Source organism: Enterobacter cloacae complex sp. ECNIH7, from assembly GCF_002208095.1.
Lineage (GTDB): Bacteria > Pseudomonadota > Gammaproteobacteria > Enterobacterales > Enterobacteriaceae > Enterobacter > Enterobacter cloacae_M.
In genome coordinates this window covers 386,207-403,333 of sequence record NZ_CP017990.1, presented here as the reverse complement: position 1 = coordinate 403,333, position 17,127 = coordinate 386,207, and the positions used below count along the sequence as shown (strand labels likewise).

The 17,127-nt window shown below is 61.2% G+C and carries 19 protein-coding genes; 17 read left to right on the top strand and 2 right to left on the bottom strand.

Annotation, left to right across the window (positions count from 1 at the left end):
* Positions 1-3 precede the first annotated feature (3 nt).
* The 13 genes from phnD (at position 4) to phnP (ending at position 9,917) form a co-directional block, all read left to right on the top strand.
* Complete coding sequence (gene phnD, locus WM95_RS01970; RefSeq protein WP_063409753.1) at positions 4-1,020, top strand: phosphonate ABC transporter substrate-binding protein; 1,017 nt, start codon at positions 4-6, stop codon at positions 1,018-1,020.
* A gap of 117 nt (positions 1,021-1,137) precedes the next feature.
* On the top strand, positions 1,138-1,917 hold the full coding sequence (gene phnE, locus WM95_RS01965; RefSeq protein WP_023310092.1) for a phosphonate ABC transporter, permease protein PhnE: 780 nt from the start codon (positions 1,138-1,140) through the stop codon (positions 1,915-1,917).
* Between the two features lie 20 nt (positions 1,918-1,937).
* Entirely contained in the window at positions 1,938-2,663 is a 726-nt protein-coding gene (gene phnF, locus WM95_RS01960; RefSeq protein WP_023310091.1) for a phosphonate metabolism transcriptional regulator PhnF, read from the top strand.
* Entirely contained in the window at positions 2,664-3,116 is a 453-nt protein-coding gene (phnG, locus tag WM95_RS01955; RefSeq protein ID WP_059445294.1) for a phosphonate C-P lyase system protein PhnG, read from the top strand.
* The gene (gene phnH / locus WM95_RS01950) at positions 3,113-3,697 is read left to right on the top strand and encodes a phosphonate C-P lyase system protein PhnH (RefSeq protein WP_045355276.1); all 585 of its coding nucleotides are present in this window, start codon (positions 3,113-3,115) and stop codon (positions 3,695-3,697) included. The genes phnG and phnH overlap by 4 nt, the downstream gene beginning before the upstream one ends.
* The gene (locus tag WM95_RS01945; protein WP_023310088.1) at positions 3,697-4,761 is read left to right on the top strand and encodes a carbon-phosphorus lyase complex subunit PhnI; all 1,065 of its coding nucleotides are present in this window, start codon (positions 3,697-3,699) and stop codon (positions 4,759-4,761) included. The genes phnH and WM95_RS01945 overlap by 1 nt, the downstream gene beginning before the upstream one ends.
* Positions 4,754-5,599 (top strand): alpha-D-ribose 1-methylphosphonate 5-phosphate C-P-lyase PhnJ, encoded by an 846-nt coding sequence (gene phnJ, locus WM95_RS01940; protein WP_023310087.1) that lies wholly within the window; start codon positions 4,754-4,756, stop codon positions 5,597-5,599. Before WM95_RS01945 ends, phnJ begins: the two co-directional genes overlap by 8 nt.
* Positions 5,596-6,351, top strand: coding sequence for a phosphonate C-P lyase system protein PhnK (gene phnK / locus WM95_RS01935; RefSeq protein WP_006177354.1), 756 nt, complete (start codon positions 5,596-5,598; stop codon positions 6,349-6,351). Before phnJ ends, phnK begins: the two co-directional genes overlap by 4 nt.
* Positions 6,352-6,360: 9 nt before the next feature.
* Positions 6,361-7,041 (top strand): phosphonate C-P lyase system protein PhnL, encoded by a 681-nt coding sequence (gene phnL, locus WM95_RS01930; RefSeq protein ID WP_088544619.1) that lies wholly within the window; start codon positions 6,361-6,363, stop codon positions 7,039-7,041.
* On the top strand, positions 7,038-8,174 hold the full coding sequence (gene phnM, locus WM95_RS01925) for an alpha-D-ribose 1-methylphosphonate 5-triphosphate diphosphatase (RefSeq protein ID WP_045355272.1): 1,137 nt from the start codon (positions 7,038-7,040) through the stop codon (positions 8,172-8,174). The genes phnL and phnM overlap by 4 nt, the downstream gene beginning before the upstream one ends.
* On the top strand, positions 8,171-8,722 hold the full coding sequence (gene phnN / locus WM95_RS01920; RefSeq protein WP_088544618.1) for a ribose 1,5-bisphosphokinase: 552 nt from the start codon (positions 8,171-8,173) through the stop codon (positions 8,720-8,722). Before phnM ends, phnN begins: the two co-directional genes overlap by 4 nt.
* Entirely contained in the window at positions 8,715-9,149 is a 435-nt protein-coding gene (phnO, locus tag WM95_RS01915; protein ID WP_023310082.1) for an aminoalkylphosphonate N-acetyltransferase, read from the top strand. Before phnN ends, phnO begins: the two co-directional genes overlap by 8 nt.
* Positions 9,150-9,158: 9 nt before the next feature.
* Entirely contained in the window at positions 9,159-9,917 is a 759-nt protein-coding gene (gene phnP, locus WM95_RS01910) for a phosphonate metabolism protein PhnP (protein ID WP_045355270.1), read from the top strand.
* Between the two features lie 52 nt (positions 9,918-9,969).
* Here the strand turns inward: phnP and yjdP are convergent, their stop codons facing one another.
* Both yjdP and WM95_RS01900 read right to left on the bottom strand, forming a co-directional pair.
* A complete protein-coding gene (gene yjdP / locus WM95_RS01905; RefSeq protein WP_023310080.1) occupies positions 9,970-10,293 on the bottom strand; it encodes a DDRRRQL repeat protein YjdP in 324 nt (107 codons plus the stop codon).
* A 69-nt stretch (positions 10,294-10,362) separates the two neighbouring features.
* Entirely contained in the window at positions 10,363-12,645 is a 2,283-nt protein-coding gene (locus tag WM95_RS01900) for an ATP-binding protein (RefSeq protein WP_088544617.1), read from the bottom strand.
* 181 nt (positions 12,646-12,826) lie between these two features.
* Between WM95_RS01900 and WM95_RS01895 the strand changes: the two genes are divergently transcribed.
* The 4 genes from WM95_RS01895 to WM95_RS01880 all read left to right on the top strand — a co-directional run bounded on the left by WM95_RS01895 (position 12,827) and on the right by WM95_RS01880 (position 17,126).
* On the top strand, positions 12,827-14,347 hold the full coding sequence (locus tag WM95_RS01895; protein ID WP_023310078.1) for a sugar ABC transporter ATP-binding protein: 1,521 nt from the start codon (positions 12,827-12,829) through the stop codon (positions 14,345-14,347).
* Entirely contained in the window at positions 14,344-15,339 is a 996-nt protein-coding gene (locus tag WM95_RS01890; RefSeq protein WP_023310077.1) for an ABC transporter permease subunit, read from the top strand. Before WM95_RS01895 ends, WM95_RS01890 begins: the two co-directional genes overlap by 4 nt.
* Positions 15,340-15,371: 32 nt before the next feature.
* On the top strand, positions 15,372-16,313 hold the full coding sequence (locus tag WM95_RS01885; RefSeq protein ID WP_021242935.1) for an ABC transporter substrate-binding protein: 942 nt from the start codon (positions 15,372-15,374) through the stop codon (positions 16,311-16,313).
* A gap of 126 nt (positions 16,314-16,439) precedes the next feature.
* Positions 16,440-17,126, top strand: a complete 687-nt coding sequence (locus tag WM95_RS01880) for a D-lyxose/D-mannose isomerase (RefSeq protein ID WP_023310076.1) — start codon at positions 16,440-16,442, stop codon at positions 17,124-17,126.
* The last annotated feature ends 1 nt before the right edge of the window (position 17,127 follow it).

Here is a 17,127-nt window from a genome sequence, read left to right as displayed (position 1 = left end):
TACATGAGCTACAAAGCCGTTGCCGCGCTGGCCTTTACCAGCATGTTCAGCCTCAGCACCCTGTTAAGCCCGGCGTATGCACAAGAGCAGGAAAAAGCGCTGAACTTCGGCATTATTTCGACGGAATCACAGCAGAACCTGAAGCCTCAGTGGGAACCGTTCCTGAAAGATATGGAAACCAGGCTGGGAATCAAAGTGAACGCCTTCTTCGCCCCGGACTACGCGGGCATCATCCAGGGGATGCGCTTTAATAAAGTGGACATCGCCTGGTACGGCAACCTCTCCGCCATGGAAGCGGTGGACCGTGCGAATGGCCAGGTCTTTGCCCAGACCGTCGCGGCAGATGGATCCCCGGGCTACTGGAGCGTGCTGATCGTGAATAAAGACAGCCCGATCAACAACCTCAACGACATGCTCGCCAAACGCAAAGAGCTGACCTTCGGCAACGGCGACCCGAACTCCACCTCCGGCTACCTTGTCCCCGGCTACTACGTCTTCGCCAAAAACAACGCCTCCGCCAGCGACTTCAAACGCACGGTGAACGCCAGCCACGAAACCAACGCTCTGGCCGTGGCCAACAAGCAGGTGGACGTTGCTACCAACAACACCGAGAACCTCGACAAGCTGAAAACTTCCGCGCCGGACAAGCTGAAAGAGATCAAGGTTATCTGGAAATCGCCGCTGATCCCGGGCGACCCGATCGTCTGGCGTAAAAACCTGTCCGAAAACACCAAGGATAAGGTGTACGACTTCTTTATGACCTATGGCAAAACGCCGGAAGAGAAAGCGGTCCTGGCGCGCCTGGGCTGGGCACCGTTCCGCCCGTCAAGCGACCTGCAGCTGGTCCCGATTCGCCAGCTGGCGCTGTTTAAACAGATGCAGGGCGTGAAGGACAACAAGGGGCTGAAGGACGAGGAGAAGACCAGCAAAGTGGCCGCAATTGAGGCACAGCTGGAAGACCTCGATCGCCTGACCGCCGCGCTCGGTGCGATGACGAGCGTGAATAAAGCGGTGCAGTAGTGCCTTTCTCCCTCTCCCCGTGGGAGAGGGCCGGGGTGAGGGCATTAGCGCGCACATTTCCCCCTCACCCTAACCCTCTCCCTCAAGGGAGAGGGGACTAAACCCAAAGGAGCCAACATGCAAACCATCACCCTCCCGCCGCCGAAGCGCAGCTGGTTCTCGCTCATAAGCTGGGCCATCCTGCTGGCGGTGCTGGTTATCTCCTGGAAGGGCGCGGAAATGGATCCGCTGCTGCTCTTCAAGGACGCGGGCAACATGGCGACCTTCGCCGCCGACTTCTTCCCGCCGGACTTCAGCCAGTGGCAGGACTATCTCAGCGAAATGGCGGTCACCCTGCAAATCGCCGTCTGGGGCACCGCCCTTGCCGTCGTTCTCTCTATTCCCTTTGGCCTGATGAGCGCCGAAAACATCGTGCCGTGGTGGATATACCAGCCGATGCGTCGCCTGATGGACGCCTGTCGCGCCATCAATGAAATGGTCTTTGCGATGCTGTTCGTGGTCGCCGTTGGCCTGGGTCCGTTCGCCGGCGTGATGGCACTGTTCATCCACACCACCGGCGTGCTCTCCAAGCTGCTTTCTGAAGCGGTCGAAGCCATTGAGCCCGGCCCGGTGGAAGGCATCCGCGCCACGGGTGCCAATAAAATCGAAGAGATCCTTTACGGCGTCCTGCCGCAGGTTATGCCGCTCCTGATCTCCTACTCCCTGTACCGCTTTGAGTCTAACGTCCGCTCCGCGACGGTGGTCGGTATGGTGGGCGCAGGCGGGATTGGCGTCACCCTGTGGGAAGCGATTCGCGGTTTTCAGTTCCAGCAAACCTGTGCCCTGATGGTGCTCATCATCGTCACCGTCAGCCTGCTGGATTTCCTCTCTCAACGTTTGCGTAAGCACTTCATCTGAGAAGCGAGGCTTTGTTTTCTATGCACTTATCCAGACATCCGACCAGTTATCCTACCCGCTGGCAAGAGATTGCGGCAAAGCTCGAAGTGGAGCTGCGCACGCACTACCGCTGCGGGGACTACCTGCCCGCCGAGCAGCAGCTTGCCGACCGCTATGAAGTGAACCGCCACACCCTGCGTCGCGCCATTGACCAGCTGGTCGAGCGCGGCTGGGTCCAGCGCCGTCAGGGCGTGGGCGTGCTGGTGCTGATGCGCCCGTTCGACTACCCACTGAACGCCCAGGCGCGCTTTAGCCAGAACCTGCTGGATCAGGGCAGCCACCCGACCAGCGAAAAGCTGCTCTCGGTATTGCGTCCGGCCTCCAGCCACGTGGCGGACGCGCTGGGTATTCAGGAGGGCGACGACGTCATTCACCTGCGTACCCTGCGTCGCGTTAACGGCGTGGCGGTATGCCAGATAGACCACTACTTTGCGGACCTCGCCCTCTGGCCCGTGCTCCAGCATTTCTCCAGCGGCTCGCTGCATGACTTTCTTCAGGATGCGACCGGTATTGCGCTCAAGCGCACCCAGACGCGCATCAGCGCCCGTCGCGCGCAGGCGAAAGAGAGCAAGGTGCTCGAAATCCCCAATATGGCCCCGCTGCTCTGCGTACGCACCCTCAACCACCGTGACGGCGAGATCAACGCGACGGAATACTCCGTCAGCCTGACCCGCGCCGACATGATCGAATTCACCATGGAGCACTGAATGCACTTCGACATCGCCACCCGACAGCGCTGGATGCGCGTGCTGGCCCACAGCCAGCCTGCTGCGCTGGCTGCCCGCATGAACGCGCTCAGCCTGACGCCAGACTACGACACCCTTCGCGCCCCGGAGATCGGCCTTGTTCAGATCCAGGCGCGCATGGGCGGCACCGGCAAGCGCTTTTTCGCCGGAGACGCCACCCTCACCCGCGCGGCTATCCGCCTGCACAGCGGCACGCTGGGCTACAGCTACGTGCTGGGGCGTGATAAAGCCCACGCCGAGCGCTGCGCGGTGATCGACGCGCTTTTACAGGAACAGCCGTATTTCCAGACGCTAATGGAAACCCTTATTACCCCGCTGGAAGCCGACCGCGCCGCACGTCTTGCCGCGCGTCAGGCCGAAGTGAATACCAGCCGGGTCGACTTCTTTACGCTCGTTCGCGGAGACAACGCATGACGCTTCAACCTGCTTTTACCCTGGCCGTCCAGGATGCCCAACACAGTTTTCGTCGCCTGCTGAAGGCGATGAGCGAGCCGGGCGCGATCGTCTCGCTGCACCAGCTCTCCCAGGGCTGGCTGCCGCTGAATCTGGCGACCACCAGCGTGCTGCTGACGCTTGCCGACAACGACACCCCGGTGTGGCTTTCGGGCGCGCTGTCGAACGATATCGCCAGCCAGAACCTGCGTTTTCACACCAGCGCTCCGCTGGTCGATCAGCCCCAGCAGGCGGTTTTTGCCGTGGCCGATGAACAAATCAGCCATGAGCAATTGAACGCCCTGAGCGAAGGCAGCACCGTCGCCCCGGAGACCAGCGCCACCCTGATTTTGCAGGTCTCCAGCCTGAGCGGCGGCCGCATGCTGCGCCTCACGGGGGCAGGCATCGCCGACGAGCGCATGGTCGCGCCGCAGCTGCCGGAGTGCATCATTCACGAGCTGACCGAGCGCCCGCACCCGTTCCCGCTGGGCATTGACCTGATCCTGACCTGCGGCGAGCGCCTGCTGGCAATCCCGCGGACCACTCACGTGGAGGTGTGCTGATGTACGTTGCCGTCAAAGGGGGCGAGAAGGCCATCGCCGCCGCCCATGCGCTGCAGGCGCACAGACGACGGGGCGATGAACGGCTTCCCGAGCTGAGCGTCGCCCAGATTGAACAGCAGCTAAACCTCGCCGTCGACCGCGTGATGACCGAAGGCGGCATTGCCGACCGCGAGCTGGCGGCGCTGGCCCTGAAGCAGGCCAGCGGCGACAACGTGGAAGCCATCTTCCTGCTGCGCGCCTACCGCACCACGCTTGCCAGACTGGCGGTAAGCGAGCCGGTGAACACGGCGGAGATGCGCCTGGAACGCCGCATTTCTGCCGTTTATAAAGACGTTCCCGGCGGCCAGCTGCTTGGCCCCACGTACGACTACACCCACCGCCTGCTGGATTTTACCCTGCTGGCGAACGGCGAAGCGCCGACGCTCAGCACCTCCGACGCCGAACAGGAACCGTCTCCGCACGTCTTCAGCCTGCTGGCAAAACAGGGCCTGGCGAAGGCGGAAGAAGATTCTGGCGCGCAGCCGGATGACATCACCCGCACGCCGCCGGTTTACCCGTGCTCGCGCTCGTCCCGCCTGCAGCAGCTGATGCGCGGCGACGAAGGCTATCTGCTGGCGCTGGCCTACTCCACCCAGCGCGGCTACGGGCGCAACCACCCGTTTGCAGCCGAAATTCGCAGCGGCTACATCGACGTCGAGATCGTACCGGAAGAGCTGGGTTTTGCGGTGAACATCGGCGAACTGCTGATGACCGAATGTGAAATGGTCAACGGTTTCGTCGCCCCGGAAGACGAAGACCCGCACTTTACCCGCGGCTACGGGCTGGTATTCGGCCTCGGCGAGCGCAAGGCCATGGCCATGGCGCTGGTCGACCGCGCACTCCAGGCGCCGGACTACGGCGAGCACGTTGCAGGCCCGGCGCAGGACGAAGAGTTCGTGCTGGCCCACGCGGATAACGTTGAGGCCGCCGGTTTTGTCTCGCACCTCAAGCTGCCGCACTACGTCGATTTCCAGGCCGAACTGGAACTGCTGAAACGCCTGCAACGGGAGCGCAAAAATGGCTAACTTAAGCGGCTACAACTTTGCCTATCTGGATGAGCAAACCAAACGCATGATCCGCCGCGCCATCTTAAAAGCGGTGGCCATTCCGGGCTATCAGGTGCCGTTCGGCGGCCGCGAAATGCCGATGCCCTACGGCTGGGGCACGGGCGGCATCCAGATCACCGCCAGCGTGATCGGCGAGGCGGACGTGCTGAAGGTCATCGACCAGGGCGCGGACGACACCACCAACGCCGTGTCGATCCGCAGCTTCTTCCAGCGCGTCACCGGCGTCAATACCACCGAAAAAACCGAAGACGCCACGCTGATCCAGACCCGACACCGCATCCCGGAAACCCCGCTCACAGAAGATCAGATTTTGATTTTCCAGGTGCCGATCCCGGAGCCGCTGCGCTTTATCGAGCCGCGCGAAACGGAAACCCGCACCATGCACGCGCTGGAAGAGTACGGCGTCATGCAGGTGAAGCTGTATGAGGATATCGCCCGCTTCGGCCATATCGCCACCACCTACGCCTACCCGGTGAAGGTGAACGGGCGCTACGTGATGGACCCGTCGCCAATCCCAAAATTCGATAACCCGAAGATGGACATGATGCCGGCCCTGCAGCTTTTCGGCGCCGGGCGCGAAAAACGCATCTACGCCGTTCCGCCTTACACCCGCGTGGAAAGTCTCGATTTCGACGATCACCCGTTTACGGTGCAGGAGTGGGACGAGCCGTGCGCCATCTGCGGATCCAAACACAGCTATCTGGACGAAGTGGTGCTGGACGATACGGGCAAACGGATGTTTGTCTGCTCCGACACCGATTACTGCCGCCAACAGAGCGAGGCGAACGGCCAATGAAACCGCTGCTTTCGGTTAATAACCTGACTCACCTGTATGCGCCGGGCAAAGGCTTTAGCGACGTGTCGTTCGAGCTGTGGCCGGGCGAAGTGCTGGGGATCGTCGGCGAGTCCGGCTCCGGCAAAACCACCCTGCTGAAGTCCATCTCCGCGCGCCTGACGCCGCAGAACGGCGACATTTTGTATGAGGGCGCCTCGCTGTACGGCATGAGCGAGGCCGAGCGCCGCCGCCTGCTGCGCACCGAGTGGGGCGTGGTGCATCAGCACCCGATGGACGGCCTGCGCCGTCAGGTCTCCGCCGGGGGCAACATCGGTGAACGCCTGATGGCCACCGGCGCGCGCCACTACGGCAATATCCGCGCTACCGCCCAGCACTGGCTGGAAGAGGTGGAAATCCCCGCCTCGCGCATCGACGACCTGCCGACGACCTTCTCCGGCGGGATGCAGCAGCGCCTGCAGATTGCGCGCAACCTGGTCACCCATCCGAAGCTGGTATTTATGGATGAACCCACCGGCGGGCTGGACGTCTCCGTGCAGGCGCGCCTGCTCGACCTGCTGCGCGGCCTGGTGGTGGAGCTGAACCTCGCGGTGGTGATTGTCACCCACGATTTAGGCGTTGCGCGCCTGCTGGCGGACCGTCTGCTGGTGATGAAGCAGGGCCAGGTGGTGGAAAGTGGGTTAACCGACCGGGTGCTCGACGATCCGCACCATCCGTACACCCAGCTGCTGGTGTCGTCCGTATTGCAGAATTAAGAGGCCAACATGATCCGCGTAGAAAACGTAAGTAAGACCTTTGTGCTCCACCAGCAAAACGGCGTGCGCCTGCCGGTGCTGCAAAATGCCTCGTTAGAGGTCAGCAGCGGCGAATGCGTGGTGCTGTACGGCCATTCCGGTAGCGGAAAATCCACCCTGCTGCGCTCCCTGTATGCCAACTATCTGCCGGATGAAGGCCACATCCGCATTCGCCACAACGATGAGTGGGTCGATCTGGTGCAGGCCCCCGCGCGTAAAGTGCTGGAAGTCCGCCGCACGTCGATCGGCTGGGTGAGCCAGTTTCTGCGGGTGATCCCGCGGATCTCCGCCCTGGACGTGGTGATGCAGCCCCTGCTGGATCTGGGCGTGCCGCGAGAAGCCTGCGCCGCCAAAGCCGCCAGCCTGCTGACGCGCCTCAACGTGCCGGAGCGCCTGTGGCATCTCGCCCCGTCGACCTTTTCCGGCGGCGAGCAGCAGCGCGTCAATATCGCCCGTGGATTTATCGTCGACTACCCGATTTTACTTCTGGATGAACCCACCGCCTCGCTCGACGGTAAAAACAGCGCCGCCGTGGTGGAGCTGATCGAACAGGCCAAAGCTCGCGGCGCGGCGATCGTCGGGATCTTCCACGACGAAACCGTACGCAGCCGCGTGGCGGACAGACTGCACCCGATGGGGACAAACGCATGATTATCAATAACGTCAGGCTGGTGCTGGAAAATGAAGTCGTTGATGGCTCGGTTGAAGTTCATGAAGGCGTTATTCGCGCCTTTGCCGAAACCCAGAGCCGTACTCCTGAAGCGATGGACGGTGAAGGCGGCTGGCTGCTGCCGGGGCTGATTGAGCTTCATACCGATAATCTGGACAAATTCTTCACCCCGCGCCCGAAGGTGGACTGGCCCGCCCATTCGGCGATGAGCAGCCACGACGCGCTGATGGTCGCCAGCGGCATTACCACCGTGCTGGACGCGGTGGCGATTGGCGACGTGCGCGACGGCGGCGATCGCCTGGAAAATCTCGAGAAGATGATCAACGCCGTGGAGGAGACGCAAAAACGCGGCCTCAACCGCGCCGAGCACCGCCTGCACCTGCGCTGCGAGCTGCCGCACCACACCACCCTGCCGCTGTTTGAAAAGCTGGTAGGCCGCGAGCCGGTCTCGCTGGTCTCCCTGATGGACCACTCGCCGGGGCAGCGCCAGTTCGCCAACATTGAAAAGTATCGTGAATACTATCAGGGCAAATATTCTCTCAGCGATGCCGAGATGGCGCGCTACGAGGAGGAGCAGCTGGCGCTTGCGGCGCAGTGGTCGCAGCCAAACCGTCTCAGGATTGCCGCAATGTGCCGGGACCGCAATATCGCCCTGGCCAGCCATGACGACGCCACGCACGATCACGTGCGCGAATCCCACCAGCTTGGCAGCGTGATCGCCGAATTTCCCACCACGTTTGAAGCGGCTGAAGCCTCACGCAGGCACGGCATGAACGTGCTGATGGGCGCGCCTAACATCGTGCGCGGCGGATCGCACTCCGGCAACGTCGCGGCAAGCAGGCTTGCCTCCCTTGGTCTGCTGGATATCCTCTCATCCGACTACTACCCCGCCAGCCTGCTGGATGCGGCGTTCCGGGTTGCCGACGACGAGAACAACACCTTTACGCTGCCGCAGGCGATTCGACTGGTGACGAAAAACCCGGCCTCGGCGCTTAATCTTCAGGATCGCGGGGAAATCGCCGAGGGTAAACGCGCGGATCTGGTACTCGCCCACCGCAAGGGCGAGCACGTTCACATCGACCACGTCTGGCGTCAGGGAAAAAGGGTGTTCTGATGGGAAGGCTCATCTGGTTAATGGGGCCCTCCGGCTCCGGTAAGGACAGTCTGCTGTCCGCCTTACGGCAGCGGGAACATCCGCAGCTGCTGGTCGCGCACCGCTATATTACCCGCGCGGCCAATGCCGGGAGTGAAAACCATATCGCCCTGAGCGAGCAGGAATTTTTTACCCGCGCCGGGCAAAACCTGCTGGCGCTGAGCTGGCACGCCAACGGCTTTTACTATGGCGTGGGCATCGAAATTGACCTCTGGCTGCACGCGGGTTTTGACGTGCTGGTTAACGGCTCGCGTGCGCATCTGCCACAAGCGCGTGCCCGCTATGAGGCGGCCCTGCTGCCGGTCTGTCTGCAGGTTTCGCCGGACGTTCTGCGCAGCCGGTTGCAGAGTCGGGGGCGTGAATCAGCCCGTGAGATCGATCTGCGGCTTGAGCGCGCGGCCCGCTATGCCCCGTCGGACTGCCACATCCTCAATAACGACGGAAGTTTGCTACAGTCAGTCGATACCTTTTTATCGCTTATCCGTCAGAAGGAGAAACAGCATGCCTGACTGCCAGCTTCGCCCCGCCACCGCCGACGATGCGCAGATTGTCTATGCCCTGATCTGCGAACTGAAGCAGGCAGAGTTCGATCATCAGGCGTTCCACGCCGGGTTTCTTGCCAATCTGCAGGATCGCAACATGCGCTACCAGCTTGCGGAGAGAGAGGGACAGGTCATCGGCATGATCGGTCTGCACATGCAGTTTCACCTCCATCACGCGCGCTGGATCGGCGAGATCCAGGAGCTGGTCGTAATGCCGCAGGCGCGTGGGTTAAAGGTCGGAAGTCAGCTGCTGGCCTGGGCGGAAGAGGTGGCGCGACAGGCCGGCGCGGAGCTGACCGAACTTTCCACCAGCGTGAAGCGCACCGACGCGCACCGTTTTTACGTTCGTGAAGGATACACGCAGAGCCATTTCCGATTCACCAAACCGCTGTAGAGGTGCGCTATGAGTCTGACCATCACGTTGACGGGAACGGGTGGCGCCCAGCTGGTGCCGGTCTTTGGCTGCGACTGCGCGGCCTGCCGCCGGGCGCGCCTGCAGGACAACTATCGCCGTCGCCCGTGCAGCGCGGTGGTGAAATTCAACGATGCCGTCACCCTGCTGGATGCCGGTATTCCGCACCTGATGGACGACTGGCCGGCGGGCAGCTTCCAGCAGTTTTTGCTCACCCATTACCATATGGATCACGTTCAGGGGCTGTTCCCCCTGCGCTGGGGCGTGGGGGCGACGATCCCGGTTTACGGTCCGCCGGACGACGCCGGATGCGACGATCTGTTTAAACACCCCGGCATTCTGGATTTCAGCCACAGGGTCGAACCGTTTGTGATGTTTGAGCTTCAGGGTCTGCGGGTCACGCCGCTGCCGCTCAACCATTCGAAACTGACCTTCGGGTATTTGCTGGAATCGGCTCACAGCCGCGTGGCCTGGCTTTCCGATACCGCCGGACTGCCGGAAAAAACGGTGAAGTTCCTGCTCAACAATCAGCCGCAGGCAATAATTATCGACTGCAGCCATGAACCGCGCGAGGAAACGCCGCGAAACCATTGCGACTTAAATACCGTGATTGCGTTAAACGAGATAATTGGCTGCCCGCAGGTGATCCTGACGCACATCAGCCATCAGTTTGACGTGTGGATGATGGATAACCCGCTGCCGCAGGGCATAGAAGCGGGCTATGACGGGATGGTGCTGGTGCTGGATTAGGTTTTCTCCCTCTCCCGTGGGAGAGGGTTGGGGTGAGGGCAACAGGCGGCACTTAGCCTCGATCGTAATCGTCTTCTAACCTGCGCTCATCCTCTTCTAACCGACGGCGATCGTCATCCAGCTGACGCTGACGTTCATCTAAACGGCGGCGTCGGTCTTCGAGCTGCCGACGACGATCGTCGTATTGTCGACTGTCGATTTGACGGCTGCGATCGTAACGATCGTCGTCGTCATTGCTGCGGCTGCTGCTGGGGTTATAGGCATCGTTGATCGCCTGCTGAATGTTGCCAATAGCATCATCAACAATATCGGCATGAGCCAGCTGGCTGGTGAGTGACAGCAGACCGAATAACAGAGCAGTTAAGTAACGTTTCATAAGGCCAGACTCGCAGGTGAACTGGCCTTACGATAATGAACGGCGGAGCACTGAGGTAGCGGAGGAATCTCAAATTACCATGACCTTGCGCAGCGCCTGCGCCAGCTGCACCCGCGTAAACGGCTTGCGCAGTAGCTGGACGTCCGGCAGCTGAGGGTTATGCGCGGGCCGTAAATCCTGGCCGCTGATCAGCAGCACCGGAAGCTGCGGGTAATGGCTGCGCACATGGCTAATCACCTCAGCGCCGCTGAGGCTGCCGGGCAGCATCAGGTCGCTGATAAACATGCCAATATCCGGTGAAGCCTCCAGCATATTCAGCGCCTGCTCGCCGTTGTCCGCTTCCAGCGTCAGGTAGCCGAGCTGATGCAGCTGCTCGCACAGGGTTTGCCGAACATCGGCCTCATCTTCCAGCACCAGGACCAGCCGCTCGCTATCGACGGAGGCGGTGGCTGACAGCGCTTCATCGTCCGCCGCGGCAGGCAGCACGGAGCGCGGGAGGTGAAGCCGAACGGTCGTTCCCTGCCCCGGCGCGCTTTCAATCTCCACGCGCCCGCCGGACTGGCGGACAAAGCCGTAGACCATCGACAGGCCTAACCCGCTTCCGCTTCCGGTCTGCTTGGTGGTGAAGAACGGTTCAAAGACCCGGGATTTCACCTCCTGCGACATGCCGCTGCCGCGGTCAATCACCTCCAGCGCCACCATATCCTGCCTGCGCCCGTCGCTGCGGGTGACGCGCTGATTCCAGGTCCGGATTTTAATCACACCGCTTTGCCCTTCCATCGCATCGCGCGCGTTCATCACCAGGTTGATAATGGCGTTTTCCAGCTGGCTAACGTCAATCCACGCGGGCCATGCCGGGGTTTGCGCTTCAATCTCCAGGGTCAGGGTGGCAGGCAGGGAGTGGCGCATCAGTTCCCGGAGGTTCTCCAGCAGCGGCAGCATTTCTACCGCATGCGGCGTCAGGGACTGCTTGCGGGAAAATGCCAGCAGGCGCTGCGTCAGTAAGGCACCACGCTCGGCCGCCTTCAGCGCCCGGGTAATGCGCGGCGCGTCTTTCGATTCGGGGTCGGTGAGCTCAAGGCTGCCGATGATCACTGCCAGCAGATTGTTAAAATCATGCGCCAGCCCGCCGGTCAGCTGTCCGACCGCCTTCATCTTCTGGCTGTGCAGCAGCGCCTCTTCCAGCCCCTGACGCTCAACGCGGTCGATCTCCATCTGCGTGGTTTTCTCTTTCAGCAGGCGCGTGGTGTGCTCAAGCGAGGCGGTATTGCGGGCAAAAACGTTAAACGCGCGCGCCAGCTCGCCCAGCTCATCGCGCCGCTGGAGGGCGGGAACGGACACGTCCTGCTCGCCGTGAGCAAGGCGCGACATCGCCCGGGAAATCGCCGTCAGGTTAGAGGCCAGATTGCGGTAGATATACCAGCAGGCACACCCGGTGATGATCAGCGCCAGCACGGCGAAGATGCTGATAAACACGCTAATGGACTGCAGCTCGTGATGGCTCTGGGCCGTGCGAAGCCGGGAGGCCTGCGCCACCTGCCCGACGTACTGATTAATATCGCTGTTGAGGATCGCCACCAGCGCCTTGATGTGGAACATATACCAGCTTATCGCCAGATCGCTCTCTTCCAGCTGCTTCGACAGCGGGGCGAGCTTGCCTAACTCGGCATTAAAATCTGGCAGAACCTCCTTCACGACCGGCTGTACGGCACTCCGGGGCAGCGCTGCGGCCACGGCGTCCAGCTGCTGAACGGTCGCGCGAGGCGAAGGAGTGTCGATGGCGGCGACGATCAGCCGGTCCATCTCCATCAGCTGCTGCGCATCCGGCACGTTGCTGTCGTAACGGCGGTTGATGTCCTGCAGATGACGCAGGTAGCTTTGGCTTTGATACAGCGAGCTCAGCAGCGCGTTACGCTCCAGATGGCGGCGCTGTCCGCGCTCAAGCATCTCCGTCACGCTCTGCTGTAGCTCATTGCTTCGTTGAATAATGCGCGCTACCAGCGCCGGCTCCTGCTGCGCCAGCGGCGCATCCGCAAGCTGTTCCAGCGAGCGGCGCAGCGCCATTTGCGTCTGCTTAAGGCGCTCGGCTTCGCCTTTGTACTCCAGCGCCCCGACGACCTGTGAAAGCCGCACCGCCGCCGTCGCCACGTTGGCGGTATCGCGGGCCAGGTTCATGCTGCCGGTCATGTCATCCAGCGTTTGCTGCTGAACCTGCTCCTGGATTTGACTGGCGTGACGAAAGCCGAGCACCGCCACGCCGCTCACCATCAGCGTCACGGCGACCACCAGCAGATTAAAAATCAGCAGGCGGCCTCGGGCGCTGGCGAAAAAGGGCGGGCGGCGTGATGGCATGGGTTTGGGCTCCTGTGCGGTTTGGTGCCCTCACCCTGGCCCTCTCCCACCGGGAGAGGGAAAAGGAAAATGTGATGGCGATTAGCTATTCATAACTATGACAAATATGAACAGCTTCTGACATTTTGCATTTACGCACCTGTGATGAAGTGCAGATATCGGCATTCGCAGGAGATCCGCCATGAGCAGAACCCCGGTATTAGAGATGCGCAGCATTGCCAAAACGTTTGGCAGTTTCCACGCGCTCAAGGGTGTGGATTTGACGGTCTTTCCCGGAGAGATCCACGCGCTGATGGGCGAAAACGGCGCGGGAAAAAGCACGCTGATGAAAATCCTCGCGGGAGCCTATACCGCCACCAGCGGTGAGATCCTGATCGATGGTCAGCCGTTTCACATTAAAGGGCCGAAAGATGCGCTGGCCGCAGGCATTACCCTGATTTATCAGGAGATGCAGCTCGCGCCCAACCTGACCGTTGCCGAAAATATCTTTCTTGGCAGCGAGCTGTCGCGCGGCGGGATGGTGCAGCGCAAAGAGATGGCCGCCCAGGCGCAGGCGGTGATTGAGCGCCTCGGCGCACAGTTCAATGCTACCGACCTGGTGATGAAGCTGACCATTGCCGAGCAGCAGCAGGTGGAAATTGCCCGTGCGCTGCACCGCAACAGCCGCATTCTGGTGATGGATGAACCCACCGCCGCCCTCTCCTCGCGGGAAACCCACCGCCTGTTTGAACTGATTTTGCGCCTGCGCGATGAAGGGATGGCGATCATCTATATCAGCCACCGCATGGCGGAAGTGTATGAACTTTCTGACCGCGTCAGCGTTCTGCGCGACGGGCAGTACGTCGGCAGCCTGACGCGCGACAAGCTAAACGCCTCCGAGCTGGTGCGCATGATGGTGGGCCGCCCGTTAAGCGACCTGTTCAACAAGGAGCGTGATATTCCCCTCGGCAGCCCGCGTCTCAACGTCCACCACCTCACCGACGGTAAAAAAGTACAGCCGTGCAGCCTGCAGGTGCGTTCCGGTGAAATCGTTGGGCTGGCGGGCCTGGTCGGGGCCGGACGATCCGAGCTGGCGCAGCTGATTTTCGGCGTGCGTAAAGCCACCGGCGGCATGATTGAGGTCGACGGCGAGCCGGTGGTGATCCACTCCCCGCGTGCGGCCATCGAAAACGGCATCGGTTTTCTCACCGAAAACCGCAAGGAGCAGGGGCTGTTTCTGGAGCTGGCGGCGCAGGAGAACATCACCATGGCGACGCTGGAGCGCGACGCGACCTTCGGTATGTTAAACCGCAAAAAAGCCCAGTCGATTTCCGATGACGCCATTGCATTGCTCAACATCCGCGTGCCCCATTCGCAGGTGCGCGCGGGCGGGCTGTCAGGCGGCAATCAGCAAAAGCTGCTGATCTCCCGCTGGGTGGCCATCGGCCCGCGCATTCTGATCCTGGACGAACCCACGCGCGGCGTGGACGTCGGGGCGAAAAGTGAGATCTACCGCATCATGAACCAGATGGCGCGCAAAGGCGTAGCGATCCTGATGATCTCCAGCGAGCTGCCGGAAGTGGTGGGCATGAGCGACCGGGTGTACGTGATGCGGGAAGGCAGCATTGCGGGTGAACTCCACGGGCGCGACATCTCTCAGGAAAACATTATGACGCTGGCAACCGGCGTGAACGACACTCATCATCAGGCGGTGCAATCATGACAACTCCAACCCATCCGCAGCAGGTGGCGAAATCCGCCTCCGCCAAAAAAATGCTGATGAGCGATCTGATGCAAACGGTCGGCATCCTGCCGATTCTTATCCTGATTGTGGCGGTATTTGGCTTTATCGCCCCGAACTTCTTCACCGAGAGCAACCTGCTCAACATTACCCGTCAGGCGTCGATCAACATCGTGCTGGCGGCGGGAATGACCTTCATCATCCTAACCGGCGGGATTGACCTCTCCGTGGGCTCGATTCTGGGCACCACGGCGGTAGCGGCGATGGTGGTCTCGCTTATCCCTGAATTTGCCATGCTCTCCATTCCGGCCGCGCTGATGCTCGGCATGGTGCTGGGACTGTTCAACGGCGCGCTGGTGGCCTTTGCCGGGCTGCCGCCCTTTATCGTGACGCTCGGCACCTATACGGCGCTGCGCGGCGCGGCCTATCTGCTGGCGGACGGCACGACGGTCATTAACTCCAACATCAGCTTCGAGTGGATCGGCAATAACTACCTCGGCCCGATCCCGTGGCTGGTTGTCATTGCCCTTGCGGTGATTGCGGTGTGCTGGTTCATCCTGCGCCGCACCACGCTCGGCGTACATATCTACGCGGTGGGCGGCAACATGCAGGCGGCGCGACTGACCGGCATTAAGGTCTGGCTGGTGCTGCTGTTCGTGTACGGCATGAGCGGCCTGCTCTCCGGGCTTGGCGGCGTGATGAGCGCCTCGCGCCTCTACAGCGCCAACGGCAACCTCGGCACAGGCTACGAGCTGGATGCGATTGCGGCGGTGATCCTCGGCGGCACCAGCTTCGTCGGCGGGATCGGCACGATCACCGGCACGCTGGTCGGCGCGCTGATCATCGCCACCCTCAATAACGGCATGACGCTGATGGGCGTCTCCTACTTCTGGCAGCTGGTGATCAAAGGGGCGGTGATCATCATAGCGGTGCTGATCGACAAATACCGTACCCGACACCATCAAAGTGCATAACAACAAAACCCTACAGCTTAGAGGAAAACCATATGCGTTTGAAACCGTTAGTGACCGCGCTCTGTGCTGGCGCGCTGCTTGCCGCAACGCCGTTTGCGCAGGCAAAAGACCTGAAGTCCATCGGCGTGACGGTGGGCGACCTGGCCAACCCGTTCTTCGTGCAGATCACCAAAGGTGCCGAGCTGGAAGCGCGCAAGCTGGCTGGCGATAACGTCAAGGTGACGCTGGTCTCCAGCGGTTACGATCTGGGCCAGCAGGTGGCGCAGATCGACAACTTTATTGCTGCGAAGGTGGACATGATCATCCTCAACGCTGCGGATTCCAAAGGGATCGGCCCGGCGGTGAAGCGCGCGAAAGACGCCGGGATCGTGGTCGTTGCGGTTGACGTGGCGGCGGAAGGGGCGGATGCGACCATCACCTCCGATAACACCCAGGCGGGCGAAATGGCCTGTAAGTACATTACCGATCGCCTGAAAGGCAAAGGCAACGTGGTGATCATCAACGGACCGCCGGTCTCTGCGGTGCAAAACCGCGTGGAAGGCTGTCAGACGGAATTCAAAAAACATCCGGATATCAAGGTGCTTTCGGATAACCAAAACGCCAAGGGCAGTCGCGAAGGCGGTCTGGAGGTCATGACCTCCCTGCTGGCGGCCAATCCGAAGATCGACGGCGTGTTTGCGATTAACGATCCGACGGCGATCGGTGCCGATCTGGCCGCGAAGCAGGCTCAGCGCAACGAGTTCTTTATCGTCGGCGTGGATGGTTCCCCGGACGGTGAGGAAGCGCTGAAGCGCGAAAACTCGCTGTTTGTCGCAACCCCGGCGCAGGATCCGCAGGTGATGGCGGCAAAAGCGGTGGAGATCGGCTATGACATTCTACAGGGCAAACCTGCGCCGAAAGCGCCTGTGCTGATCCCGGTGACGATGATCGATAAAAAGAACGTCGGTACCTATAAGGGCTGGACGGTTAAGTAACTTCGGTGCGGCCTGATGCCCTCACCCTACCCCTCTCCCACAGGGAGAGGGAACTTACTCCCCCTCTCCCTCAAGGGAGAGGGCCGGGTGAGTGCTAAGGTTTTGCAAAAAAAGCCAGGAGTCCCCATGAAACGCTCCGACATCAATGAAATTCTCGGCCACACGCGACAGTTCTTTTCCATGCACGACGTGCATCTCCCGCCGTTTGCCAGCTTCCCGCCCACAAAATGGCAGCAGCTTGACCAGGCCGCCTGGCAGGAAGTGTTCGACCTCAAGCTCGGCTGGGACGTGACGGCGTTCGGCGGCAACAGCTTTGCCGCTGAGGGCCTGACGCTGTTTACCCTGCGCAACGGTTCGCCCAACGGCGTGCCTTATGAAAAGTGCTATGCCGAAAAAATTATGCACGTGCGTGACGGCCAGGTGACGCCAATGCATTTTCACTGGCGCAAGCGGGAAGACATCATCAACCGGGGTGGCGGGAATCTGATTATTGAGTTATGGAATGCCGGGGCGCATGAAGAGACGGAAAACACCGACGTGACGGTCACCGTCGACGGCTGTCGTCAGACCCACGCGCCCGGCAGCCAGCTGCGCCTCATGCCAGGGGAAAGCATCTGTCTGACACCCGGTCTGTACCACAGCTTCTGGGGCGAACGCGGCTTCGGCGACGTGCTGGTTGGGGAGGTGTCATCGGTAAACGACGACGAGCACGACAACCACTTTTTGCAGCCCGTTGCCCGCTATAACAACATCGAAGAAGACGAACCGGCGCTGCTGGTGCTGTGCAACGAGTACAACCTGTTTCGGATATAAG